Origin of the sequence: Pantoea conspicua, assembly GCF_002095315.1 — a bacterium.
GTDB classification, from domain to species: Bacteria; Pseudomonadota; Gammaproteobacteria; order Enterobacterales; family Enterobacteriaceae; genus Pantoea; species Pantoea conspicua.
Genome location: NZ_MLFN01000059.1, coordinates 1 through 25,840, shown reverse-complemented (window position 1 = coordinate 25,840; position 25,840 = coordinate 1). Strand labels below are relative to the sequence as shown.

The following is a 25,840-nucleotide window of genomic DNA, read 5'->3' as shown; positions in this document are numbered from 1 at the left end:
GTTGTTCGGCAGGCGCAACCAGTAAATTGCATAAAAAAGAGTGTTCGCTGCATTCCACAGCAAAACCCTCTGTTATACGCAGTTACGCACAAAGTTATCCACATTCATCGGGCACAACGAATTTAGGCGAGCATCACGCAAACGTTTTCGCTACAATGCCCGGCGACGTAACGGATGCCCCTTTTCGGGGCGTTACCTGAAGTTTTCGATCTTTTCTTCTTATATAAAGAAGAGAGTGATGGTTAAGCTTGATGTAACGCTCTTATATACGCGAAACAAAGCCAAGGGATAAAACCACCATGCAACAACGTCGTCCTGTACGCCGCGCTCTGCTCAGTGTGTCTGACAAAGCCGGTATCCTCGAATTTGCTCAGGCGCTCGCTGACCGCGGTGTCGAGCTGCTCTCCACAGGTGGTACTGCTCGCCTGCTGGCAGATGCGGGCCTGCCTGTCACTGAAGTCTCTGACTACACCGGCTTCCCTGAAATGATGGATGGACGCGTCAAAACCCTGCACCCGAAAGTGCACGGCGGCATTCTGGGTCGTCGCGGCCAGGATGATGCCATCATGGCGCAGCACGGCATCAGTCCAATCGACATGGTGGTGGTAAACCTTTATCCCTTTGCCCAGACGGTGGCACGTGAAGGATGTTCACTGGAAGATGCGGTTGAGAACATCGATATTGGTGGCCCGACTATGGTGCGCTCCGCGGCCAAGAACCATAAAGATGTGGCGATCGTGGTGAAGAGCAGCGACTACGAGGCTATCGTGGCCGAGATGGATGCCAACCAGAACGCCCTGACTCTTGAAACCCGCTTCGACCTTGCCATTAAAGCCTTCGAGCACACCGCTGCCTACGACAGCATGATCGCGAACTACTTTGGATCACGGGTGCCGGCCTACCACGGTGAGCGCAGCCAGCCAGCCGGTCGCTTCCCGCGCACCCTTAACCTGAACTTCATTAAGAAGCAGGATATGCGTTATGGCGAAAACAGCCATCAGGATGCAGCCTTCTATATAGAAGAGAATGTCGTGGAAGCCTCCGTCGCGACTGCGCAGCAGGTTCAGGGTAAAGCGCTCTCCTATAACAACATCGCGGATACCGATGCGGCACTGGAATGCGTTAAAGAGTTCAGCGAACCCGCCTGTGTCATTGTCAAACATGCCAACCCTTGCGGCGTCGCGGTCGGTGATTCACTGCTGACGGCTTATGAACGTGCCTGGCAAACCGATCCCACCTCCGCGTTCGGCGGCATCATCGCCTTTAACCGCGAGCTGGATGAAGCGACTGCTCAGGCCATTATCAGCCGTCAGTTTGTCGAAGTGATCATTGCGCCGGCGGTTTCCGAGGCCGCGCTGAAAATTACCGCGACCAAACAGAATGTCCGGGTGCTGATCTGTGGCCAGTGGCAGAACCGCGTGGCGGCGCTGGACTTCAAACGGGTCAATGGCGGCCTGCTGGTGCAGGATCGCGATCTCGGTATGGTCGATGCCAGCCAGCTTCGCGTGGTCAGCAAACGCCAGCCCACCGAACAGGAACTGCGTGATGCGCTGTTCTGCTGGAAAGTGGCGAAGTTCGTTAAGTCTAACGCCATTGTTTATGCGCGAGACAACATGACTATCGGTATTGGTGCCGGTCAGATGAGCCGCGTCTACTCCGCTAAGATTGCCGGCATCAAAGCGGGTGATGAGGGGCTGGAAGTAAAAGGCTCAGCCATGGCGTCTGACGCCTTCTTCCCGTTCCGCGATGGCATTGATGCGGCGGCAGCGGTGGGTATCAGCTGCGTGATTCAGCCTGGCGGCTCAATCCGTGATGACGAAGTGATCGCCGCAGCCGATGAGCATGGCATTGCGATGATCTTTACCGATATGCGCCACTTCCGCCATTAATCGTCTGGAGAGTGATAAATGAAAATTTTAGTCATTGGCAATGGCGGACGCGAGCACGCATTAGCCTGGAAAGCGGCGCAGTCTCCGCTGGCAGAGACCGTCTTTGTCGCACCCGGTAACGCCGGAACGGCTTTAGAGCCCGCACTGCAGAACGTGGCGATCGCCGCCACCGATATCCCTGCCCTGCTGGCCTTTGCCCAACGCGAAGCTATCGACCTGACCATCGTCGGCCCTGAAGCACCACTGGTGGCGGGCGTGGTTGATGCCTTTCGCGCTGCAGGCCTGAACATTTTTGGCCCGACACAGGCAGCGGCTCAGCTGGAAGGTTCGAAAGCCTTTACCAAGGATTTCCTGGCACGCCATCAGATCCCGAGTGCGGCGTATCAGAACTTCACCGAAGTTGAGCCTGCGCTGGCCTACCTGCGTGAGAAAGGCGCACCGATCGTGATTAAAGCGGATGGTCTGGCGGCGGGCAAAGGGGTGATTGTGGCGATGACGCTGCAGGAAGCCGAAGCAGCAGTTCAGGATATGCTCGCTGGCAATGCCTTTGGCGATGCGGGCCACCGGATTGTGATCGAAGAATTTCTCGATGGTGAAGAAGCCAGTTTCATTGTGATGGTCGATGGCGAGCATGTGCTGCCAATGGCCACCAGCCAGGATCACAAACGCGTCGGCGACGGCGATACCGGTCCGAACACCGGCGGTATGGGTGCCTATTCTCCTGCACCGGTGGTCACCGATGAGATCCACCAGCGTGTCATGGATCAGGTGATCTGGCCAACGGTGCGCGGTATGGCCGCTGAAGGTAACGTCTACACCGGCTTTCTCTATGCAGGTTTGATGATCGATCAGGCCGGTCAGCCGAAAGTGATCGAATTCAACTGCCGCTTTGGCGATCCGGAAACTCAGCCGATCATGCTGCGCCTGAAGTCGGATCTGGTCGATCTTTGCCTGGCGGCCTGTGCCGGTACGCTGGATCAGAAAACCTCAGAGTGGGATCCGCGACCTTCACTGGGCGTGGTGCTGGCGGCGGGTGGCTATCCTGGCGAGTACCATCAGGGCGATCAGATTCATGGTCTGCCGCTGGAAGAGGTTGAGGATGGCAAAGTATTCCACGCCGGAACACGTCTGGAAGATGATTTAGTGCTCACCCAGGGTGGACGGGTACTGTGCGTCACGGCGCTGGGCGACGATGTCGCGGCTGCCCAGCAGCGGGCTTACCAGCTGGCACAACCCATCTCCTGGCAGGGCAGTTTCTGCCGTCGTGATATTGGCTACCGCGCCATCAATCGCAAATAAGTTAAAGGGGCACAGGGTGCCCCTTTTTCTTCGGCTTACATATCGTCTTCTTTCGGCTGCTGTGCGCAGTCATCCTGCTGACTAGCCCGCAATAGCTGCACCCCTTCCGGCGCTTCCAGCCACGACACCATCAGCGGTCTGGCCGATCCACGCTGCTGCTGCGTCAGCGTCCGTAACGCATCGGCATCAAAAGCGGGCCTGACCTGCTGGCCTTCACAGCTCTTCACCAGATTGCCACCTGACCAGTATCCCTGTCGCAGGAATATCTGGCCGCTGAGCAGCGCATCGCTGACGTTGTGCATCCGTTGGGCATCGAATTTATACAGCTCGACCGCATCCGGACTGACGGCTTCACGCCGGTCAGCCAGCTGCCGCTGCATGAAATTGAGACCGCCTTCCTGGTCGAAACGCAAGGTGACATCATCGGGTTGCTCACCTTTAACCTGACGATGTACGCTGATTAACGCCTGTTCCAGCCAGATATAATCGGTAACCTCGCCTTCACTGCCGGAAAAGGGCGTAAAGATGGTACGGATGTGGACAGACTGATGGTCATTATTCTTGCGCCAGATGCGTACGACGCCCCGGTCAGCAAGGTAACCACTGGCAGAAAAAGGAGGAATGTCGGGCGTGGAGCTGCAACCAAAAAGAAACAAGGAGAGAGACAGGGCGGAAAAACGCTGAAACAGCGTGGTCATGATGGCAGGCCCCTTAAACAAAAGGGGCGAATCGCCCCCTGTTTTAAAGCTTAACCGCAGTGCGACGTCTTACTTAACGGCGTCTTTCAGCGCTTTACCAGACACGAATGCCGGTACATTTGCTGCAGCGATTTTGATCTCTTTGCCAGTCTGCGGGTTACGACCGGTACGCTCAGCGCGGTGGTTCACTTTAAAAGTACCAAAACCAACCAGTTGTACAGCATCACCATCTTTCAGAGACTCAGTGATCGCAGCCAGAGTAGATTCCAGCGCTGCCTTTGCCTGGGTTTTAGACAGGTCAGCTTTTTCTGCGATCACATCAATCAGTTGAGTCTTGTTCATAAGTTATCCTTAAAGTGTATTTATCGCTTGCTAAGCAACGAGTGCGAGGGAAAAGCCATATTCTGGCACTCTTCAGCCTGCACGCACCGATAGCCACAATTTTCAGCCCCCCAAATGTAGACCAGAGAGGGGGCTGATGTGAAGCCTCCAGGCGCGCTAATTCGGGCCTGAAGTCACGTTTTGTCGCCTTACTGCTGGAAATTTATACCGATGTTGCTAATTCCCGCTTCACGCAGGTCCGATCGCAGACCTTTGATCAATTCAAGGTCACGCTCTTCGCACTCGGCAAGCAGTCGGAAAATCTCCCATTGAAGGTCCCATTCATCGATGATGGCCGGGTTTTCACGGAGCTCTTCGTCGGTCATTTCGCGTCCAGCCTGGGTCATTTCCAGCATGGCAACGGTGGTAATTGAAGTCTCACTGACTTCAATTGCGTGCTCAAGAGTGTCGCCGCTCAGCTGCGCATGGACCACTTCGCTTAACGCCACACAGGCATCAATTGCCGGATACACGCCGTAAACCTCAAACGCATCGCCATCAGGAATGGCGGCTTCGAGTTTTTCCAGCTGGCTGTCGAAGTTTATCTTCGCATCTTTGACCGTCAGGTTTTCCCAGATCAAATCAAGAATACGGCGATAGAGTGCCGGATCGGCAAATTCGGTCTGCTCGCAGAATGCCCGATAGTTGGGATACATGCGCTCGCACAGGCAGGCCATAAAAGTAAGATGCTGCCAGCTTTCCAGCTTCGCCAGACGCAGATGAACGGGATTTTGTAACATAAAGGTGGCTCTTATTCGTTTCGCTGGCGGCAGTGTAACTGCAAAAGCGCAGCACAAACAGTGTTAAAGCGCGTTTTGCCAGCGCTGGAAAGCCGGACGATTCGAGGCAACCGCATCTGCCCAGCGTGTTGGCTCCGGCAAACGGTAGCCGCGCGTACAGTTTTCAACCCAGTGCAGCGCGGTATCCAGACTGACGCGATGGCCGGTGGCGACAAACAGCGGATTGCAACGTTGCTTACTGCGCCATACCCAGCCGATCTGCTCACCTTTATCCATCAGTGGCTGGCGGCTGCCCGGCTGCGCATCCAGTTCGGCAAAGCGGCCGCACAGACGGCGTTTCGCTACGCCGATGGTCGGGACATCCACCAGCAGACCAAAGTGCGACGCCACGCCGAGCCGCCGGGGATGGGAGATGCCGTGACCGTCGACAAACAGCAGGTCCGGTTTTTGCTCCAGCATCTGCCATGCCGCCATTAGCGCCGGATACTCACGGAAGGAGAGAAAGCCGGGAATGTACGGCATGGTGGTCTCAACGCGCGCAATGCGATGCTCCACCAGCGTTAGCGAGGGATACTCCAGCACCACCAGCGCCGCCCGGGTGACCGCGCCTTCCTGCTCAAACCCCACATCCGCCCCACCGATAAAGCGTGGCGGCAATACGTCAAAATCATCTTCACGCACCACATCAGCGGCGCGTTGCAACTGCTCAGCGCGAAGTGCGGCAATATCCATAGTTACTCCTGATGGAAAGGACGTGACAAACGGTGCACGGCTTCTACAAATACGCCCGCGTTTTCTGGCGGAACGTCCTGATGAATCCCGTGACCGAGGTTGAAAACATGACCGCTGCCGTTGCCGAAGCGCTGCAGAATCCCGGCGACTTCCTGTTCAATACGGGCAGGCGGCGCATAAAGCATAGAAGGATCCATGTTGCCCTGCAGCGCAACTTTATCGCCGACGCGACGACGTGCCTCATCGATATCCGTGGTCCAGTCGAGCCCGAGCGCATCACAGCCGGTTTCGGCCATCGCTTCCAGCCACTGGCCCCCTCCTTTGGTAAACAGGGTAATCGGCACGCGACGGCCGTCGTTTTCACGCAGCACGTTATCGACGATTTTGTGCATGTAATGCAGCGAGAACTCGCGGTAATCACGGCCGGTCAGTACGCCGCCCCAGGTATCAAAGACCATCACCGACTGGGCACCGGCACGAATCTGGGCGTTGAGATAGAGAATGACGCTGTCCGCCAGTTTATCCAGCATCGCATGCAGCGTGGCCGGATCGGCATACATCATCTTTTTGATTTTGGTGAACGCCTTGCTGCTACCGCCTTCCACCATATACGTTGCCAGCGTCCACGGGCTGCCGGTAAAACCGATCAGCGGCAGATCGCCGTTGAGGCTCTTACGGATGGTACGCACCGCGTTCATCACGTAGCCCAGTTCCATTTCCGGATCGGGCACCGGCAAGCGCTCGACATCTGCCCGACAGGTAATCGGATGCGAGAAGCGTGGACCTTCGCCGGTTTCGAAATAGAGTCCCAGCCCCATCGCATCCGGGATGGTCAGGATGTCACTGAAGAGGATTGCCGCATCCAGCGGATAACGGCGCAGCGGCTGTAGCGTCACCTCACAGGCCAGCTCGGCGTTTTTACACAGCGACATAAAATCACCGGCTTCGGCGCGCGTCGCTTTGTATTCCGGCAAATAGCGTCCGGCCTGGCGCATCATCCACACCGGCGTCACATCCACTGGCTGACGTAACAGGGCACGCAAATAACGGTCGTTCTTCAGTTCACTCATTTCATTACTCTCTCAATTTCAGGCGTGTAGTGTAGCACTTTCACGCTCCGGCGCGGCACAGGGCGACGGTATCTTCAATCAGGCGACGCGCCACGGTGCCCGGTGGCGGCAGCAAGGGCAAGGCATCAAAACGGAACCACGCCGCATCCAACAGCTCCTTGCCGTCATGTTGCAGATCGCCACTGTCATACTCCGCCATAAAGGCGGTCATCAGCGACTGCGGGAAGGGCCACGGCTGGGAGGTAACGTAGCGCACGTTTTTAACGCGGATGTTGCTCTCCTCCATCACTTCCCGCGCCACCGCCTGCTCCAGCGTCTCGCCCACTTCGACGAAACCAGCCAGCACGGTATAGACGTTATTGCGGTGGCGGGTATGATTTGCCAGCAGGATCTCTTCGCCACGGCGGATCGCCACGATGATACAGGGCGCGATCTGCGGATAATAACGCTCGCGGCAATTGCTGCACAGACAGGCAAATTCATGTTTGCTATGGTGCATTTCGTGGCCGCAGTAGCCGCACCAGCGATGAGAACGGTAGAACTCCGCCAGCTGCACGCCGCGACCGGCCAGCTGAAACAGCCCGACATCCAGGTCGATCAGTTGCCTCACCGAGAACATATTCTCTGAACGTGGCTCACAAATCAGCCAGACGTTTTCCCCCTGCCACTCACCAATCAGTCGGGCTTTCTTGCCAGTCAGACCGAAATTTTCGGCGCTTCCGTGGGGTAAATCACCTTGTGGCAACCAAAGTTTCTGCTCATGGCTGACAATCCACCATCCAGCGTCTACGCTTGAGATTTCGCATTGCATTTATTTCGTCATCCTTAGCGTCAACTCGCACGCTGAAGTCCTGATGTTAAGTGTGTAGATAAACAACTATAACTCACATGGAGTTAGATATGCTTAACCAGTTAGACGTCCTGGCCGAACGCGTAGGTGGCAGTAACGAACTGGTCGATTCGTGGCTGGAAGCCCGTCGCCAGCTGTTAGTAACCTATTACCATCTGGTCGGTCTGAAACCGAAAAAAGAAGCCCTGACCCGCCTCGATGAGCAGGCGCTGGATAACTTCTGTCATGGCCTGGTCGATTATCTCTCCGCCGGTCACTTTAGTATTTATGAACGCATTATCAGCGAGATGAGCGGCGACAGCCCGATGATCGCAGCGGCCCAGATTTACCCGCCGCTGGAAGCCAATACCGAGCGCCTGATGCAACTGTACGATGGCCATTTGCAGCAGGCGATCGATGACGACAACTGCATGACGTTCCAGCAGGCATTGTCTGAAGTCGGCGAAGTGCTGGAAGCGCGTTTCACCCTGGAAGATAAGCTGATCCAGCTGGCGTGGGATAACCATCTTACCCCCCCGCCGGTGGCCAATGACAGCCAGATGGCTCGTCCGGCATAACGTGAATCACCGGTAAAGGGGTTGTGATTCAGCTGCAGCCCTTTTATGCTGAAAGGGTTCTGACGGCTCAGGCCTGAAGAACCTTTTTTCTGTTTAAAGTTATCGTTTATGCGTTTTGGCCCGGTGATTGACCGGCCACAGCGTAAAAACGTCTTCTTGTCGGAGTGCCCAGTTGGGCTGAGACCGTTAATTCGGGATCCGCGGAACCTGATCAGGTTAGAACCTGCGAAGGGAACAAGAGTAAATATTGCCAGTACGCCAGTGTTTTGCGCTGCCCGTGCTGTTACTCCTGCCGAACTCCGGACAAGCATCATTCCCACTCAACTGGAAGATTGCTATGTCTGACTCAAAAATGACCCGTCGTGAACAACGTGCCCAGGCGCAGGAATTTATCGATTCACTGCAAGGCGGCAACGCGTTCCCCCGTTCTGAACGTATCTGGATCACCGGCAGCCGGGAGGATATTCGCGTGCCCATGCGCGAGATCAGGCTCAGCCCGACCCACATCGGTGGCAGTAAAGATCAGCCGCGCTACGAGCAGAATGATGCGGTGCCGGTCTATGACACCGCCGGCCCCTATGGCGATCCCGCCGCGCAGATCGATTTGCATCGCGGACTGACAAAGCTGCGCGCCGGCTGGATCGAAGAACGCAATGATAGCCAGCCGTTGCCACAGCGCAGTTCAGACTACACCCAGCAACGTCTGGCGGATGATAGCCTCGATCATTTGCGCTTTGACGCACTGCCGACGCCGCGCCGCGCCCTTACCGGCCGTTGCGTCACACAGATGCATTATGCGCGTCAGGGCATCGTTACGCCGGAAATGGAGTTTATCGCCCTGCGAGAGAATATGGGACGCGAGCGAATCCGCGACCAGATTTTGCTGCAACAGCATCCCGGCCACAGTTTTGGCGCGCACCTGCCGGATAACATCACGCCCGAATTTGTCCGTCAGGAAGTGGCCGCGGGTCGGGCCATTATCCCCGCCAACATTAACCATCCTGAATCGGAACCGATGATTATCGGCCGTCGCTTTCTGGTCAAAGTGAATGCCAACATCGGCAATTCAGCGATCAGCTCGTCGATTGAGGAGGAGGTAGAGAAACTGGTCTGGTCGACCCGCTGGGGCGCCGACACGGTGATGGATCTCTCTACCGGCCGGAATATTCATGAAACACGGGAATGGATCTTGCGTAACAGCCCGGTGCCGATCGGCACTGTGCCAATTTATCAGGCGCTGGAGAAAGTGAACGGTGTGGCCGAAGCGCTCAACTGGGCGGTGTTCCGCGATACGCTGCTTGAGCAGGCGGAACAGGGGGTTGATTACTTCACCATCCATGCCGGCGTGCTGCTGCGCTATGTGCCGATGACGGCAAAACGGCTGACCGGTATTGTTTCGCGCGGCGGATCGATCATGGCGAAATGGTGTTTGTCGCATCATCAGGAGAGCTTTCTCTATCAGCATTTCCGCGAAATCTGTGAAATCTGTGCGGCCTACGATGTCTCACTGTCACTGGGTGATGGTTTACGTCCAGGTTCGATTCAGGATGCGAATGACGAAGCACAATTTGCCGAACTGCGTACGCTGGGGGAGCTGACGAAGATCGCCTGGGAATATGATGTGCAGGTCATGATTGAAGGTCCCGGCCATGTTCCGATGCATATGATCCGGCGCAACATGACGGAGCAGCTCGTCCATTGCCATGAAGCGCCCTTCTATACGCTGGGACCGCTCACCACCGATATTGCGCCCGGCTATGATCACATTACATCCGGTATCGGTGCTGCGATGATTGGCTGGTTTGGCTGCGCCATGCTCTGTTACGTCACACCTAAAGAGCATCTTGGTCTGCCAGATAAAGAGGATGTGAAGCAGGGATTGATCACCTACAAGATCGCCGCTCATGCCGCCGATCTTGCCAAAGGCCATCCGGGTGCGCAGATCCGCGATAATGCGATGTCAAAAGCACGTTTTGAATTTCGCTGGGAAGATCAGTTCAATCTGGCGCTCGATCCCCACATCGCGCGCACCATGCATGACGAAACCCTGCCGCAGGAGTCAGGCAAGGTGGCTCATTTCTGCTCAATGTGCGGCCCGAAGTTCTGCTCAATGAAAATATCGCAGGAGGTGCGGGATTTTGCCGCACGCCAGCAAGCCAGCGCCGAGCCAATTGAGGTGAGTATGGCTCAGATGTCTGAACAATTTCGCCGCCGCGGTGGTGAGCTTTACCATCCCGCCGATGCCATGAAGGAGGAGTAATAATGACTGCATTTCCTGCTACCGCGCCACGCCTTGGGCTCTATCCGGTAGTCGATAGCGTTGACTGGATCGAACGCCTGCTGGGCGCGGGCGTCCGAACTCTGCAACTGCGCATTAAAGACCAGCCGGACGAGGCCGCAGAAGCCGCTGTCGCCCAGGCGATTGCACTGGGCAAACGCTACGACGCGCGCCTGTTTATCAATGACTACTGGCGGCTGGCGATTAAACATCACGCCTACGGTGTACATCTGGGTCAGGAAGATCTGGACGTGGCCGACCTGAAACAGATTCACCAGGCCGGATTACGGCTTGGTATTTCAACCCACGATGATGCTGAACTGGATCGTGCGCTGGCGCTGCAGCCTTCTTACATCGCGCTTGGCCATATTTTCCCGACCCGGACCAAAGAGATGCCCTCTGCACCACAGGGGCTGGCGGAACTGCAGCGACATCTGGCGCGCCTGTCGCACATTCCCACCGTGGCAATTGGCGGTATCTCTGTGGCTCGCGCGCCAGCGGTACTGGCGACGGGGGTCGGCAGTATTGCGGTAGTCAGCGCCATTACTCAGGCAGATGACTGGCGTGAGGCGACCCGTACTCTGCTGGCACTGGCCGAACCGGAGCCGTTTGCATGAGTATAACTGAGTAACCTGCCGCAAAAATAATGAAGGTGCTGTAACGACAGCCGAAAAGCAGGAAGACCGCGCGCAGAGGTTGATTCCGTTGCTGGCGCGGCAACTGTCCACAGATTACGGTAACCGTCGTCAGATGATCGTTATCTGGCCAGGGCCAGTTCCCTCCCTCTTTCTGGCCCTGCTTCTTCCTTATTTAGCCACCAGCAGATCGGACGGTAAGGCGGCGGGAAGATCATCATGCTGGCAGGCGCGCATCGCCCGCTCAACGGCGGCCCCCACTTTTGCCAGCGCCTGTTCAGTTTGATCATTGATCGGTAAACCATAATTTAAGCGCAGACAGTTACGGTATTTACCCGAGGCAGAGAACAGCGAGCCGACGGCTATCTGGATTTTAGATTCACGTAACTCACGATTGAGACGTACCGCATCAAAGGGTTCGGGCAACTCAATCCACATCAGAAAGCCGCCCTGGGGTCGGGAAACACATATACCGCAGGGGAAGTAGTGCCGTACCCAGCAACTAAAGGTTTCATAGTTGCGGTGATAGATTTGCCGCATCCGCCGCAGATGAGGTTGATAATGGCCCTGACGAATAAACTCGGACACCGCATGTTGCGGTTGCGTGGCAGTAGAACCGGTAACGATGTACTTCATATGCAGGACGCGGTCCCGGTAGCGCCCCGGTGCTACCCAGCCAACCCGTAAACCGGGCGCCAGGGTTTTGGAAAAGGAGCTGCAGAGCAGAACCCGGCCATCCAGATCTAATGCTTTGATGGTCGGCGGACGCGGATAGTCCCAGGCAAGTTCACCATAGACGTCATCTTCAATTACTGCGGCGTCAAAGCGTTGCGCCAGCGTCAGTAGCGCGCGTTTACGCGGTTCCGGCATGATGAAACCCAGCGGATTATTGCAGTTCGGCACCACGACCACCGCTTTAATGGGCCACTGATCAAAGGCCAGTTCCAGCGCCTCCAGACTGATGCCGGTGACTGCATCGGTGGGGATCTCAATGGCGCGGATGCCAAAGCCACGCAGCGTCTGCATGATGCCGTGAAAAGAGGGTGACTCCACCGCAATGATATCACCGGGCTCGCAGACCGCGCGTACCGCCACCGATAACGCTTCATGACAGCCGGTAGTGATCACGATGTCATCCGCAGTGAGCTGACAGCCGCTGTCGATTGCCAGACGTGCCACCTGTTGCCGCAGTTCCAGCACGCCATACAGGTTGTCATAATTCAGCAACGCCATTTCCTGCTTCTGGGCCTGGCGGCTGAATGCCTTCCACAGCGGTTTAATCGTCGGCTGGGTCAGATCCGGCATCCCGCTACCCAGCTGAAGCACGTCTTTTTCCAGACGGCTGTTAATCAACTCCAGCACGGCATCCCATTGGGTCACTTCTACCGGCCGCTGCGCTGGCCGTGTCAGTGCCGGCATCGGCGGGGTCGCTTTCCGTGACGCAACAAAATAGCCTGAACGCGACTGCGGCGTAATCATCTGCTTCTCTTCCAGCAAATGATAAGCCTGTTGTACCGTACTGATACTGACGCCATGTTCGGCGCTGAGGCTGCGTACTGAAGGAAGACGCTCTCCGCTGCGGTATAAGCCCTGTTCAATGCGTTGCGCCAGTAGCGTAGCCAGATGTTCATATCGGGTCATCGTATCCCCTCGTTGCGTTTTGCAAAGTCTGAACCAGTACAGTTAGTCGCTATTATTACCATTCAGATCGCACTGACGGCAATCTGTATGTTAAATAAAAGTGATTTTTGCGTCTGTATCATACAGCAGTACTTTACGAGAATAGTCCTCAGGCAAATCGATGAGGGCAGCATGATGGGATACGATGAAAATCGCGCAGGAAAACCGTTTACCGGCACACCTTACACACTGGTGCGTTATCTGTGGCGCAGCTTCAGACGCTGGCAGTGCCGGCGTGAAACCCGCCTTATTCTGTCGAAACTCAGCGACGGCCAGCTAAAAGATATCGGCCTCAGTCGCAATGACTGGAACAAGCTGAACTGAAGCCAAAAAAAAACCCTGCCGAGGCAGGGTTTTTTATTACAACAGTGACGATTACTCGTCGTTGTTACCGCCAAGACCGGCGTTCAGCAACTCGGCCAGGCTGGCTGAGGCTTCATCCGCAGTGACCTGCGGTGCAACCGGCACTTCGCCTGCCGCTTTGCGGCGCATACGATCCTGATGGTAAGCATAACCGGTACCGGCCGGGATCAGACGACCCACGATTACGTTCTCTTTCAGGCCGCGCAGTTCGTCGCGCTTGCCTGCTACTGCAGCTTCGGTCAGGACACGAGTGGTCTCCTGGAACGATGCGGCAGAGATGAACGATTCGGTTGCCAGTGACGCTTTGGTGATACCCAGCAGGTCACGCATGAAGGTAGCGCCAACTTTTCCGTTCGCTTCCAGATCGCGGTTAGCAATCTTGATGCGAGAGAATTCAGCCTGCTCACCTTCGAGGAAGTCTGCACTTCCTGCGCTCATGATGGTTGCTTTACGCAGCATCTGACGAACGATGACTTCGATGTGCTTATCGTTAATCTTAACGCCTTGCAGACGGTAAACTTCCTGCACTTCGTTAGTGATATAACGGGTCACCGCATGCACGCCGCGCAAGCGCAGGATGTCATGTGGAGATTCCGGGCCATCGGAAACCACGTCACCGCGTTCAACGCGTTCACCTTCGAACACATTCAGCTGACGCCATTTCGGAATCATCTCTTCGTACGGCTCGCTACCATCCAGCGGTGTAATCACCAGACGACGCTTACCTTTGGTCTCTTTACCGAACGAGATAATACCGCTGATCTCGGCCAGAATTGCTGGCTCTTTCGGACGACGCGCTTCGAACAGGTCGGCAACGCGTGGCAGACCACCGGTAATATCTTTGGTACCGCCAGATTCCTGCGGAACACGCGACAGGGTGTCACCCGCGCTGATCTTAACGCCATCTTCCAGCTGAACAATCGCTTTACCTGGCAGGAAGTACTGAGCCGGCATATCGGTGCCCGGGATCAGAACGTCGTTGCCGTTGGCATCAACAATTTTCAGTGCAGGACGCAGATCTTTACCGCCCGCAGTACGCTCGGCGCTGTCCAGAACCACCAGTGAGGAGAGACCGGTTAAGTCATCTGTCTGACGGGTAATGGTCTGGCCATCAATCATGTCGGTGAAGCGAATGAAACCGCCCACTTCAGTGATAACCGGCATGGTGTGCGGATCCCAGTTTGCGACGGTTTCGCCCGCTGCAACCTGCTCACCATCACCTTTCGCCATGGTGGCACCGTAAGGAACTTTATAGCTCTCTTTGGTACGACCAAATTCGTCGATCATTTTCAGTTCAACGTTACGCGAGGTGATCACCAGCTTGCCAGCCGAGTTGGTTACCGACTTGGCATTGGTCAGCTTGATGGTACCTTTGTTCTTCACCTGAATGCTGGATTCAGCAGCCGCACGTGATGCCGCACCACCGATGTGGAACGTACGCATCGTCAGCTGTGTACCTGGCTCACCGATGGACTGTGCCGCGATAACACCGATCGCTTCACCTTTGTTGATGATGTGACCACGTGCCAGGTCGCGACCGTAGCAGTGTGCACAAACACCAAAGTCGGTTTCACAACCTACTACCGAACGGACTTTCAGGCTGTCGACTGAGTTCAGTTCCAGCACGTCACACCAGTGCTCATCGAGCAGAGTGTTACGTGGAACCAGAATGTCAGCGGTTCCCGGCTTCAGTACGTCTTCAGCGGTTACACGACCCAGTACACGTTCACGCAGTGGTTCTTTAACGTCGCCACCTTCGATGACCGGAGTCATCATGATGCCTTCGTGCGTACCACAATCGTCTTCGGTAACGACCAGATCCTGAGCAACGTCAACCAGACGACGCGTCAGATAACCGGAGTTCGCCGTTTTCAGTGCGGTATCCGCCAGACCTTTACGTGCACCGTGGGTTGAGATGAAGTACTGAAGTACGTTCAACCCTTCACGGAAGTTCGCCGTGATTGGTGTTTCGATGATGGAGCCATCTGGCTTCGCCATCAGACCACGCATACCGGCCAGCTGACGAATCTGTGCAGCAGAACCACGCGCACCGGAGTCAGCCATCATAAAGATGCTGTTGAAGGAAACCTGTTTCTCTTCTTCGCCATGACGGTTGATCACGGTTTCGGTTGAGAGGTTTTCCATCATCGCTTTAGCAACACGTTCGTTCGCCGCAGCCCAGATATCGATGACTTTGTTGTAACGTTCGCCGGCGGTAACCAGACCTGACTGGAACTGTTCCTGAATCTCAGCCACTTCGGCTTCAGCTTCAGAGATGATTTCCACTTTCTTGGCCGGGATAACCATGTCGTCGATGCCGACTGACGCGCCTGAACGGGCTGCGTAAGCAAAACCGGTGTACATGGTCTGGTCAGCAAAGATAACGGTCGGCTTCAGGCCCAAAATGCGGTAACAGGTGTTCAGCATTTTGGAGATCGCTTTTTTACCCAGCGCCTGGTTGACGATGGAGTACGGCAGACCTTGCGGTACGATCATCCACAGAATCGCACGACCAATGGTGGTGTCGATAATGCTGGTTTTCGGAACGAATTCGTCCTGCTCGTTTTTGCTGTATTCAGTGATACGAACTTTAACGCGGGCATGCAGCTCAGCCAGGCCAGCGCGGTAAACACGCTCAGCTTCTTTCGGGCCGGTCAGCACCATGCCTTCGCCGCGGGCGTTCACTTTGTCGCGGGTCATGTAGTACAGACCCAGAACAACGTCCTGTGAAGGAACGATGATTGGCTCGCCGTTCGCTGGAGACAGAATGTTGTTGGTCGACATCATCAGCGCACGCGCTTCCAGCTGGGCTTCCAGCGTCAGCGGTACGTGAACAGCCATCTGGTCACCATCGAAGTCGGCGTTATAAGCCGCACAAACCAGCGGGTGCAGCTGGATCGCTTTACCTTCGATCAGAACCGGTTCAAATGCCTGAATACCCAGACGGTGCAGCGTAGGCGCACGGTTCAGCAGAACCGGGTGCTCACGGATCACTTCGTCGAGGATATCCCAGACAACCGCTTCTTCGCGCTCAACCATTTTCTTCGCAGCTTTGATGGTGGTGGCGAGGCCACGCAGTTCCAGCTTGCCGTAAATGAACGGTTTGAACAGTTCGAGTGCCATTTTCTTCGGCAGACCGCACTGATGCAGGCGCAGGTATGGACCAACGGTGATAACCGAACGACCTGAATAGTCGACACGTTTACCCAGCAGGTTCTGACGGAAACGACCCTGCTTACCTTTGATCATGTCAGCCAGCGATTTCAGCGGACGCTTGTTGGAACCGGTGATCGCACGACCGCGACGACCGTTATCCAGCAGGGCATCCACCGCTTCCTGCAGCATACGTTTTTCGTTACGTACGATGATATCTGGCGCAGCCAGATCCAGCAGGCGCTTCAGACGGTTGTTACGGTTGATCACACGACGATAAAGATCGTTCAGATCCGACGTAGCAAAACGGCCACCATCCAGCGGTACCAGCGGACGCAGATCCGGCGGCAGTACAGGCAGCACGGTCAGGATCATCCACTCTGGCTTGTTGCCAGACTGCACGAACGCTTCCAGCAGCTTGATACGCTTGGTCAGTTTTTTACGCTTGGTTTCAGAGTTGGTTTCGTTCAGCTCTTCACGCAGCTGCTCGCACTCCTGCTCCAGATCCATGTTTTTCAACAGGGCCTGGATCGCTTCGGCGCCCATTTTGGCGTCGAACTCATCACCGAACTCTTCCAGCGCGTCAAGGTACTGCTCTTCAGTCAGAATCTGGCGCTTCTCGAGGTTGGTCATGCCACCTTCGATTACCACGTAAGATTCAAAGTAGAGCACGCGCTCGATGTCACGCAGGGGCATATCCAGCAGTAAGCCGATACGCGATGGCAGTGACTTCAGGAACCAGATGTGTGCAGTTGGCGACGCCAGTTCGATGTGGCCCATGCGCTCACGGCGCACTTTAGTCTGGGTCACTTCAACGCCGCACTTCTCACAAATCACACCACGGTGTTTCAGGCGCTTATACTTTCCGCACAGGCACTCGTAGTCTTTTACCGGCCCGAAGATACGGGCACAGAACAGACCATCGCGCTCTGGCTTGAAAGTACGGTAGTTAATGGTTTCCGGCTTTTTCACTTCACCGAAAGACCAGGAACGGATCATGTCTGGCGAAGCAGCGCAATTTTGATCGCATCAAACTCTTCGGTTTTAGTTTGCGCTTTCAGAAACTTAAGTAAGTCTTTCACGGATTAGCTCCCGTCGGAGTGAGACTCAGGGGGCGTCCAACCGAAATTGAACGCCCCATAACCAGTACAATTGCGAGCGCTTAACCCTGCGCTTTCAGGCCAGCGGTTACCCACCGGCCTGAATGGGGTTTACTCGTCTTCCAGCTCGATGTTGATACCCAGCGAGCGAATCTCTTTCAACAGTACGTTGAACGATTCTGGCATGCCCGGTTCCATCTGATGGTTACCGTCAACGATGTTTTTATACATCTTGGTACGGCCGTTGACGTCATCAGACTTAACGGTAAGCATTTCCTGCAGGGTATACGCGGCGCCGTATGCTTCCAGCGCCCACACTTCCATCTCACCGAAGCGCTGACCACCAAACTGTGCCTTACCACCCAGCGGCTGCTGAGTAACCAGGCTGTAGGAACCGGTTGAACGTGCATGCATCTTGTCATCAACCAGGTGGTTGAGTTTCAGCATGTACATGTAGCCAACGGTTACCTGACGTTCGAACTGCTCACCGGTACGGCCGTCAAACAGGGTAATCTGACCGGAAGAAGGCAGGCCGCCGAGCTGTAACAGCTCTTTGATTTCGCTCTCTTTCGCGCCGTCAAACACCGGAGTGGCGATTGGCATACCTTTTTTCAGGTTCTCAGCCAGACGCAGAACTTCGTCGTCGGTGAACGTATTCAGGTCAACTTTCTGACGTACGTCGGTGCCCAGGTCGTAAGCGCGCTGGATGAATTCGCGCAGTTTCGCGACCTCTTCCTGCTTTTTCAGCATGGCGTTGATCTTCTCGCCGATGCCTTTCGCTGCCATTCCCAGGTGGGTTTCAAGGATCTGACCGATGTTCATACGTGACGGTACGCCCAGCGGGTTCAGTACGATGTCAACCGGCGTGCCGTGTTCATCGTAAGGCATATCTTCGATCGGGTTGATCTTGGAGATAACACCTTTGTTACCGTGACGTCCGGCCATTTTGTCACCCGGTTGAATCTGACGCTTAACAGCCAGATAAACCTTAACGATTTTCAGCACGCCTGGTGCCAGATCATCGCCCTGGGTGATCTTACGACGCTTACCTTCGAGCTTCTTCTCAAACTCGTGTTTCAGTTCGTCGTACTGCTCTGCCAGCTGCTCCAGCTGGTTTTGCTTGGCTTCGTCAGTCAGACCCAGTTCCAGCCAGCGCTCACGCGGCAGCTTGTCCAGTTTGTCTGCTTCAACGCCACCGGAAATCAGCACGGTCTGGATACGGCTGAACAGGCCCGCTTCCAGAATCTGCAGTTCTTCAGACAGGTCTTTTTTGGCCTGCTTCAGCTGCATCTCTTCGATTTCAAGTGCACGTTTGTCTTTTTCTACGCCATCGCGAGTAAAGACCTGAACGTCGATTACGGTGCCTGACACGCCGTTCGGTACGCGCAGTGACGAATCTTTCACGTCAGAGGCTTTTTCACCGAAGATAGCGCGCAGCAGTTTTTCTTCCGGCGTCAGCTGGGTTTCACCTTTCGGCGTCACCTTGCCCACCAGAATGTCACCACCGGTCACTTCAGCACCGATATAGACGATGCCGGACTCATCCAGTTTAGACAGAGCCGCTTCACCCACGTTCGGGATATCAGCAGTGATCTCTTCTGGCCCCAGCTTGGTGTCACGCGACACACAGGCGAGTTCCTGGATGTGAATAGTGGTAAAGCGATCTTCCTGAACCACACGCTCGGAGACCAGGATGGAGTCTTCGAAGTTGTAGCCGTTCCACGGCATGAACGCCACGCGCATGTTCTGGCCCAGCGCCAGTTCACCGAGGTCGGTGGACGGGCCATCTGCCAGCACGTCGCCGCGCTCAACCGGCTCACCCAGCGAAACACATGGCATCTGGTTGATGCAGGTGTTCTGGTTAGAACGGGTATATTTGGTCAGGTTGTAGATGTCGATACCGGCTTCGCCAGCATGCATTTCGTCTTCGTTAACTTTGATAACGATACGGGATGCATCAACATACTGTACGGTACCGCCACGTTTCGCTACGGCGGTTACACCGGAGTCAACCGCAACAGCACGTTCCATACCGGTTCCCACCAGCGGCTTATCAGCACGCAGAGTCGGAACGGCCTGACGTTGCATGTTCGCACCCATCAGGGCGCGGTTGGCGTCATCGTGTTCCAGGAACGGGATCAGTGATGCACCGACAGAAACCACCTGTTGCGTGGAAACGTCCATGTAATCAACCTGATCGCGACTGAACAGGCTCGACTCGCCTTTGCTACGGCAGGTGACCAGATCATCGACAAACGCACCGTTATCATCCAGCGAGGCGTTCGCCTGAGCGATAACGTAGTTACCCTCTTCGATAGCGGAGAGGTAGTGAATCTCATCAGACACTAAACCGTCGATAACGCGACGATAAGGTGTTTCAAGGAAACCGTACTCGTTGGTCTGTGCATAGACAGACAAGGAGTTGATCAGGCCGATGTTCGGACCTTCAGGGGTTTCGATTGGGCAGACACGGCCGTAGTGCGTTGGGTGTACGTCACGCACTTCGAAGCCGGCACGCTCACGAGTCAGACCACCTGGGCCAAGTGCAGAGATACGGCGTTTGTGCGTAATCTCTGACAGCGGGTTGTTCTGATCCATAAACTGAGAGAGCTGGCTGGAACCAAAGAACTCTTTCACCGCCGCCGAAATCGGCTTGGCGTTGATCATGTCCTGTGGCATCAGGGTATCGAGGTCGCCCAGGGACAGACGCTCTTTAACCGCACGCTCAACACGCACCAGACCCACACGGAACTGGTTCTCAGCCATCTCACCGACTGAACGAATACGACGGTTACCGAGGTGGTCGATATCGTCCACTTCGCCTTTACCGTTACGGATGTCGATCAGCTTCTTCATCACTTCGATGATGTCTTCTTTGCTCAGGATGCCTGAACCTTCGATTTCATCACGCAGCAATGAACGGTTGAACTTCATGCGACCGACCGCAGAGAGATCATAACGATCTTCAGAGAAGAACAGGTTCTCAAACAGGTTCTCTGCAGCTTCACGCGTTGGCGGCTCACCAGGACGCATCATGCGGTAGATCTCAACCAGTGCGCTCAGGCGATCGCTGGTTGGGTCGACACGCAGGGTCTCGGAGATATAAGGACCGTGGTCCAGATCGTTGGTGAACAGCGTTTCGATGCGCTTGTGTCCCGCCTGGCTCAGCTTAGCCAGCAGATCCAGCGACAGCTCCATGTTGGCCGCAATGATCAGCTCACCGGTGTTCTCATCGATGTAATCTTTAGAGACCACTTTACCGGCGATATATTCAACCGGGACTTCGATGTGCTGAATGCCATCTTTTTCCAGCTGACGGATATGGCGCGCAGTAATACGGCGTGCTTTTTCGACGTAGACGGTGCCGTTGGCTTCGATATCGAAGGTGGCGGTTTCACCGCGCAGGCGCTCAGGCACCAGTTCCATCTGCAGCTTGTTGTCACGGATTTCAAACACCACTTTCTCGAAGAAAATATCGAGGATTTGAGCGGTGGTGTATTGCAGTGCGCGCAGGATGATACTGGCCGGCAGCTTACGACGACGGTCAATACGGACGAACAGGTTATCTTTCGGGTCAAACTCAAAGTCGAGCCATGAACCACGGTAAGGGATGATACGTGCGTTATACAGCACTTTACCCGAAGAGTGGGTTTTACCCTTATCGCTATCAAAGAACACGCCAGGACTACGGTGCAGCTGAGAAACGATAACGCGCTCGGTACCATTGATAACAAAGGTACCGTTGTCGGTCATGAGCGGAATTTCGCCCATGTAGACTTCTTGCTCTTTAATGTCTTTTACGGTGCCTTCTGGCGCTTCGCGCTCATAGATCACCAGACGCAGTTTCACGCGCAGCGGTGCCGAATAGGTCACGCCACGGATCTGACACTCTTTCACGTCAAAGACAGGCTCACCTAAGCGATAGCTCACATACTGCAACTCAGAGTTGCCGCTGTAGCTGGCGATAGGGAAGACGGAACGGAATGCAGCTTCCAGTCCGTACTGACCTTCTGGATCTTGCTCGATAAACTTCTGGAACGAATCAAGCTGGATGGAAAGGAGATAAGGTATGTCCAGAACTTGCGGACGTTTACCAAAATCCTTACGAATACGTTTTTTCTCGGTATAGGAGTAAACCATAGGGTTCCTCAGCTAGCTGACAAGTCGACCCACGCTGTCCGTCCTGACAGGACAGTTCATGCAACACGATTTTGTTTGTTTCACTGGCTGCGTGGCAGCAGTGCAATACCTCTTTCTATCACGCTTAAATCATTTCATCGCTTTTGCGAGGGCAGGGAACCCGCACAGGAAAGCGGTATATTAAGTCATCGATAGAGAAAGATATTGAAGAGCAACAATGGACAAACAGTGTGAAACCCCATTGAGGCCCTGTAGCGCAAAAAGGCTGGTGACCAAAAAGTCACCAGCCATCAGCCTGAAACTACTCAGACTGCAACCCGAAGGTTGTCTTACTTAACTTCAACTTCAGCGCCAGCTTCTTTCAGAGCAGCTTCAAGTGCAGCTGCGTCATCTTTGCTGATGCCTTCTTTGATTACGCCAGTTGCTTCAACCAGATCTTTGGCTTCTTTCAGGCCCAGACCAGTTGCAGTACGTACGGCTTTGATAACTGCTACTTTGTTCGCGCCAACAGCTTTCAGGATAACGTCGAATTCAGTTTTTTCTTCAACAGCTTCAGCTGGGCCAGCAGCAACAGCTACAGCGGCAGCAGCAGAAACGCCGAATTTTTCTTCCATAGCAGAAACCAGCTCAACTACTTCCATTACGGACATAGCTGCAACAGCTTCCAGAATTTGGTCTTTAGTGATAGACATGACAATTGTTCCTAAGAATCAGAAAAAGTTTATACGTTAGCAAGTACGAAGAAAAAGAATCAGGCCTTAAGCCGCTTCTTTTGCATCGCGTACAGCAGCCAGAGTGCGGACCAGTTTGCCAGCAGCGGCTTCTTTCATGGTCGACATCAGACGTGCCAGTGCTTCTTCGTAGGTCGGCAGAGTTGCCAGACGGTCAATATTAGCCGCCGTGATCAGCTCACCTTCAAAGGCTGCAGCTTTGACCTCAAATTTTGCATTCGCTTTCGCGAAATCTTTGAACAGACGAGCAGCAGCGCCCGGGTGTTCCATAGAATATGCAATCAGGGTCGGACCAACAAACGTGTCTTTCAGGCACTCGAACTGAGTACCTTCAACGACGCGGCGCAGCAGGGTGTTACGAACAACACGCATGTAAACGCCAGCTTCACGACCTGCTTTACGCAGTTCGGTCATTTTATCAACGGTAACGCCACGGGAATCCGCAACAACCGCTGAAAGCGCGCCTTTGGCTACTTCGCTGACTTCAGCAACAATCGCTTGTTTGTCTTGAAGATTTAATGCCATTAGCTTTTGCTCCTGGATTTGACCGGGGAAGGATTTCCCCGGAACTCACTTCACTTACTCACCCGAAGGGAAATAAGCGCTCGAACACGGTGAGCAGAATCCAGCTAAGAAAAAATTCTTTTGGTTCTGTCACCGTCTACGCAGGACATTAAGCAGAATATCCGAAGATAAGCCGCTCCTGCGGTCTTGGACGGAGGCCAGGATAAGGCCTGGCTCCAACCTAAATTCTGTATGATGCAGCAGGGTTCAAAGCAGGAAGGCGGTAAACGCAGCGACCGGTTCTGACTCTCTGGTATCGGTTCTGTTATTAACAGAACAACGGGCGTAAGATTCTAGGTGAATTTTTCGCCCGTTACAAGCAGCAATTAGTTTGCTGTTGCGTTCAGACCTGCCTGGTCAACGGCAACGCCGGCGCCCATGGTGGTTGAAAGGCTAACTTTCTTGATGTACACGCCTTTCGCCTGTGAAGGTTTTGCTTTTTTCAGCGCAACCAGCAGAGACTCCAGGTTTTCTTTCAGTTTGTCAGCGTCGAAGTCCACTTTACCGATGGTAGTGTGGATGATGCCGTTTTTGTCGTTACGATAACGAACCTGACCCGCTTTAGCATTCTTAACCGCTTCAGCAACGTTAGGGGTTACAGTACCGACTTTCGGGTTTGGCATCAGGCCGCGTGGACCCAGAACCTGGCCCAGCTGGCCAACAACGCGCATTGCATCCGGAGAAGCAATAACAACGTCAAAGTTCATTTCGCCTTTCTTGATCTGATCGGCCAGGTCTTCCATACCTACCAGCTCAGCGCCGGCTGCTTTAGCAGCTTCAGCGTTTGCGCCCTGGGCGAAGACAGCAACACGTACTGAACGACCAGTACCGTGTGGCAGAACGGTCGCGCCGCGCACGTTCTGATCAGATTTACGTGCATCGATGCCGAGGTTTACAGCAACGTCAACGCTTTCAACGAACTTGGCAGTGGCCAGTTCTTTCAGCAGAGCGATCGCTTCAGCAATGTCGTACTGCTTGGTCGCGTCAACTTTGTCGCGAATTACGGTCATGCGCTTGGTCAGCTTAGCCATTTCTTAGTCCTCTACTACCAGGCCCATGGAACGAGCAGTACCTTCGATGGAGCGAGTCATCGCTTCAACGTCAGAACCAGTCATGTCCGCAGCTTTAGTTTCTGCGATTTCACGTACCTGAGCACGAGTCACTTTACCGACTTTATCTTTGTTCGGCTTACCAGAACCAGACTTGATGCCCGCTGCTTTTTTCAGCAGTACGGCAGCCGGAGGCGTTTTGGTAATGAAGGTAAAAGAACGGTCGCTGTATACAGTGATAACAACAGGAGTCGGCAGACCTTTCTCCAGAGATTCGGTCTTCGCGTTGAACGCTTTACAGAATTCCATGATGTTAACACCCTGCTGACCCAGTGCTGGACCAACCGGTGGACTTGGGTTCGCCATACCAGCTGCAACCTGCAGCTTGACGTAGGCCTGGACTTTCTTAGCCATGATATTTCCTCAATTGGGTTTTAGCGCCTGAAAAGGCTCCCCGTGATAACAATTCACACGCTGTTTCCAGCGCATAAAAACAAAAGGCGCGAAATTGTAGTTAAATTTCGCGCCTGCTGCAACAGCTAAATTGTGAGCGGAAAGAGGTTAACCTTTCTCCACCTGACCGAAGTCGAGTTCAACCGGTGTTGCACGACCAAAGATGGAAACAGAGACAGTCAGACGACTCTTCTCGTAATCCACATCTTCAACTACGCCGTTAAAGTCCGCAAACGGACCGTCATTAACGCGGACCATTTCACCTGGTTCAAACAGCGTTTTCGGACGTGGCTTATCGCCAACCTGCTGCAGACGATTCATGATCGCGTCGACTTCTTTATCGCTGATAGGTGCCGGACGATCAGAAGTACCACCGATGAAACCCATCACGCGCGGGACACTGCGTACTAAATGCCAGCTGGCGTCATTCATCACCATCTGTACCAGTACGTATCCCGGGAAAAACTTGCGCTCGCTCTTACGACGCTGGCCACCACGAATTTCAACGACTTCTTCAGTCGGAACCATGACGTCGCCAAACAGCTCTTCCATGTTGTGCAATTTGATATGCTCGCGCAGCGATTGGGCTACGCGGCCTTCAAAACCGGAAAACGCCTGTACGACGTACCAGCGTTTCTTTGGAGCTTCAGACATCTCAGAACCTCAGGCCAGTGATAAACGATACCAGACGGACCAGAATACCATCCAGCCCCCACAAAATCAGTGACATCACGGCGGTAACCGCGGCAACGATTAACGTGGTGTGCAGCGTTTCCTGGCGGGTTGGCCAGATAACCTTACGCATTTCTGTTCTTGCTTCACGAGCAAAAGCCACGGTCGCTTTGCCTTTGGTCGTTAAAAGCGCAATGCCGCCAGCCGCTGCGATCAGTACAACTACGGCTAAAGCACGCAGTGGCAGTGACACATCACGATAGAGGTAGTTACCTACAATCGCTGCAAGCAGCAGTAACACGACTACTACCCACTTTACCGCTTCCAGGCCACGCCCGCTCCCTTGAGCTTCGGTATTCGCACTCATAAACCAACCTGCCACAATAATTCAGAAACTATTCTGCCCCGCAGTGCGAGGCGTCCAAACCGAATGAGCTTTTGGGGCGTAACTCGGTATCCAACGCCGCATAACAGAGCCTGTCTCAGCAATGATTATGATTCAAAAAATCACTGATGAGCCAGGTTCTATGAAACAGCGTGCAAAAAGGGCATCAAATGATGCCCTTTCCGTATGCATTGCGTCAAACGTTATCGGTAATTATGCGATAACTTTAGCAACAACACCCGCGCCAACGGTACGGCCACCTTCGCGGATCGCGAAGCGCAGACCTTCGTCCATTGCGATTGGGTGGATCAGGGTAACAACCATTTTGATGTTGTCGCCTGGCATTACCATTTCAACGCCTTCTGGCAGCTCTACTGAGCCGGTTACGTCAGTTGTACGGAAGTAGAACTGTGGACGATAG

At 54.5% G+C, this 25,840-nt stretch carries 21 protein-coding genes, 1 pseudogene and 1 riboswitch; of the genes and pseudogenes, 6 read left to right on the top strand and 16 right to left on the bottom strand.

The genetic code is table 11. The features are described from left to right. Positions 1–299: 299 nt before the first annotated feature. Complete coding sequence (purH, locus tag HA41_RS16870) at positions 300–1,889, top strand: bifunctional phosphoribosylaminoimidazolecarboxamide formyltransferase/IMP cyclohydrolase (RefSeq protein WP_094121727.1); 1,590 nt, start codon at positions 300–302, stop codon at positions 1,887–1,889. Positions 1,890–1,907: 18 nt separating this feature from the next. Further along, complete coding sequence (purD, locus tag HA41_RS16865) at positions 1,908–3,188, top strand: phosphoribosylamine--glycine ligase (protein ID WP_094121726.1); 1,281 nt, start codon at positions 1,908–1,910, stop codon at positions 3,186–3,188. A gap of 35 nt (positions 3,189–3,223) precedes the next feature. On the opposite strand, the gene HA41_RS16860 is transcribed toward purD, so the two are convergent. The 6 genes from HA41_RS16860 to nudC form a co-directional block, all read right to left on the bottom strand. Next, positions 3,224–3,886: a DUF1481 domain-containing protein gene (locus HA41_RS16860; protein WP_094121725.1), complete on the bottom strand. Its 663-nt coding sequence runs from the start codon at positions 3,884–3,886 to the stop codon at positions 3,224–3,226. A gap of 69 nt (positions 3,887–3,955) precedes the next feature. Continuing rightward, the gene (gene hupA, locus HA41_RS16855) at positions 3,956–4,228 is read right to left on the bottom strand and encodes a nucleoid-associated protein HU-alpha (protein ID WP_003850136.1); all 273 of its coding nucleotides are present in this window, start codon (positions 4,226–4,228) and stop codon (positions 3,956–3,958) included. A 188-nt stretch (positions 4,229–4,416) separates the two neighbouring features. Further along, a complete protein-coding gene (locus HA41_RS16850) occupies positions 4,417–5,007 on the bottom strand; it encodes a YjaG family protein (RefSeq protein ID WP_031376924.1) in 591 nt (196 codons plus the stop codon). A 63-nt stretch (positions 5,008–5,070) separates the two neighbouring features. Next, on the bottom strand, positions 5,071–5,739 hold the full coding sequence (nfi, locus tag HA41_RS16845; RefSeq protein ID WP_094121724.1) for a deoxyribonuclease V: 669 nt from the start codon (positions 5,737–5,739) through the stop codon (positions 5,071–5,073). Between the two features lie 2 nt (positions 5,740–5,741). Beyond that, positions 5,742–6,809 carry a uroporphyrinogen decarboxylase gene (gene hemE / locus HA41_RS16840; protein ID WP_094121723.1) on the bottom strand — a complete coding sequence of 356 codons (1,068 nt, stop codon included), beginning with the start codon at positions 6,807–6,809 and terminating at the stop codon, positions 5,742–5,744. Positions 6,810–6,849: 40 nt separating this feature from the next. Beyond that, positions 6,850–7,620, bottom strand: a complete 771-nt coding sequence (gene nudC, locus HA41_RS16835; RefSeq protein ID WP_094121722.1) for an NAD(+) diphosphatase — start codon at positions 7,618–7,620, stop codon at positions 6,850–6,852. 89 nt (positions 7,621–7,709) lie between these two features. On the opposite strand from nudC, the gene rsd reads away from it, so the two are divergent. From rsd to thiE, 3 genes are all read left to right on the top strand, one after another. Beyond that, positions 7,710–8,216 (top strand): sigma D regulator, encoded by a 507-nt coding sequence (rsd, locus tag HA41_RS16830; RefSeq protein WP_094121721.1) that lies wholly within the window; start codon positions 7,710–7,712, stop codon positions 8,214–8,216. A 150-nt stretch (positions 8,217–8,366) separates the two neighbouring features. Beyond that, a riboswitch (TPP riboswitch) is annotated at positions 8,367–8,467 on the top strand. 86 nt (positions 8,468–8,553) lie between these two features. Next, a complete protein-coding gene (gene thiC / locus HA41_RS16825; protein ID WP_094121720.1) occupies positions 8,554–10,476 on the top strand; it encodes a phosphomethylpyrimidine synthase ThiC in 1,923 nt (640 codons plus the stop codon). Positions 10,477–10,478: 2 nt separating this feature from the next. After that, positions 10,479–11,111, top strand: a complete 633-nt coding sequence (gene thiE, locus HA41_RS16820; protein WP_094121719.1) for a thiamine phosphate synthase — start codon at positions 10,479–10,481, stop codon at positions 11,109–11,111. A gap of 189 nt (positions 11,112–11,300) precedes the next feature. On the opposite strand, the gene HA41_RS16815 is transcribed toward thiE, so the two are convergent. After that, on the bottom strand, positions 11,301–12,770 hold the full coding sequence (locus tag HA41_RS16815; protein ID WP_094121718.1) for an aminotransferase-like domain-containing protein: 1,470 nt from the start codon (positions 12,768–12,770) through the stop codon (positions 11,301–11,303). Between the two features lie 174 nt (positions 12,771–12,944). Here HA41_RS16815 and HA41_RS16810 point away from each other — a divergent pair, with 174 nt between their 5' ends. After that, on the top strand, positions 12,945–13,133 hold the full coding sequence (locus tag HA41_RS16810) for a DUF1127 domain-containing protein (RefSeq protein WP_094121728.1): 189 nt from the start codon (positions 12,945–12,947) through the stop codon (positions 13,131–13,133). A gap of 51 nt (positions 13,134–13,184) precedes the next feature. On the opposite strand, the pseudogene rpoC reads toward HA41_RS16810, so the two are convergent. From rpoC to HA41_RS16765, 9 genes and pseudogenes are all read right to left on the bottom strand, one after another. Further along, positions 13,185–17,407, bottom strand: a pseudogene (gene rpoC, locus HA41_RS16805) (DNA-directed RNA polymerase subunit beta'). Between the two features lie 129 nt (positions 17,408–17,536). Further along, positions 17,537–21,565 carry a DNA-directed RNA polymerase subunit beta gene (gene rpoB / locus HA41_RS16800; protein ID WP_094121717.1) on the bottom strand — a complete coding sequence of 1,343 codons (4,029 nt, stop codon included), beginning with the start codon at positions 21,563–21,565 and terminating at the stop codon, positions 17,537–17,539. A 329-nt stretch (positions 21,566–21,894) separates the two neighbouring features. Beyond that, positions 21,895–22,257, bottom strand: coding sequence for a 50S ribosomal protein L7/L12 (gene rplL / locus HA41_RS16795; RefSeq protein WP_006121499.1), 363 nt, complete (start codon positions 22,255–22,257; stop codon positions 21,895–21,897). Positions 22,258–22,323: 66 nt separating this feature from the next. After that, positions 22,324–22,821, bottom strand: a complete 498-nt coding sequence (gene rplJ / locus HA41_RS16790; RefSeq protein ID WP_003848098.1) for a 50S ribosomal protein L10 — start codon at positions 22,819–22,821, stop codon at positions 22,324–22,326. A gap of 365 nt (positions 22,822–23,186) precedes the next feature. Continuing rightward, complete coding sequence (rplA, locus tag HA41_RS16785) at positions 23,187–23,891, bottom strand: 50S ribosomal protein L1 (protein ID WP_031376914.1); 705 nt, start codon at positions 23,889–23,891, stop codon at positions 23,187–23,189. Positions 23,892–23,894: 3 nt separating this feature from the next. Continuing rightward, positions 23,895–24,323, bottom strand: a complete 429-nt coding sequence (rplK, locus tag HA41_RS16780; protein ID WP_006121495.1) for a 50S ribosomal protein L11 — start codon at positions 24,321–24,323, stop codon at positions 23,895–23,897. Between the two features lie 147 nt (positions 24,324–24,470). Further along, a complete protein-coding gene (gene nusG, locus HA41_RS16775) occupies positions 24,471–25,016 on the bottom strand; it encodes a transcription termination/antitermination protein NusG (RefSeq protein ID WP_003848088.1) in 546 nt (181 codons plus the stop codon). A gap of 1 nt (position 25,017) precedes the next feature. Further along, positions 25,018–25,401 (bottom strand): preprotein translocase subunit SecE, encoded by a 384-nt coding sequence (secE, locus tag HA41_RS16770; RefSeq protein ID WP_008927141.1) that lies wholly within the window; start codon positions 25,399–25,401, stop codon positions 25,018–25,020. Between the two features lie 231 nt (positions 25,402–25,632). Continuing rightward, a partial coding sequence (locus HA41_RS16765; protein ID WP_046289650.1) for an EF-Tu C-terminal domain-related protein occupies positions 25,633–25,840 on the bottom strand: 208 nt, incomplete at its 5' end.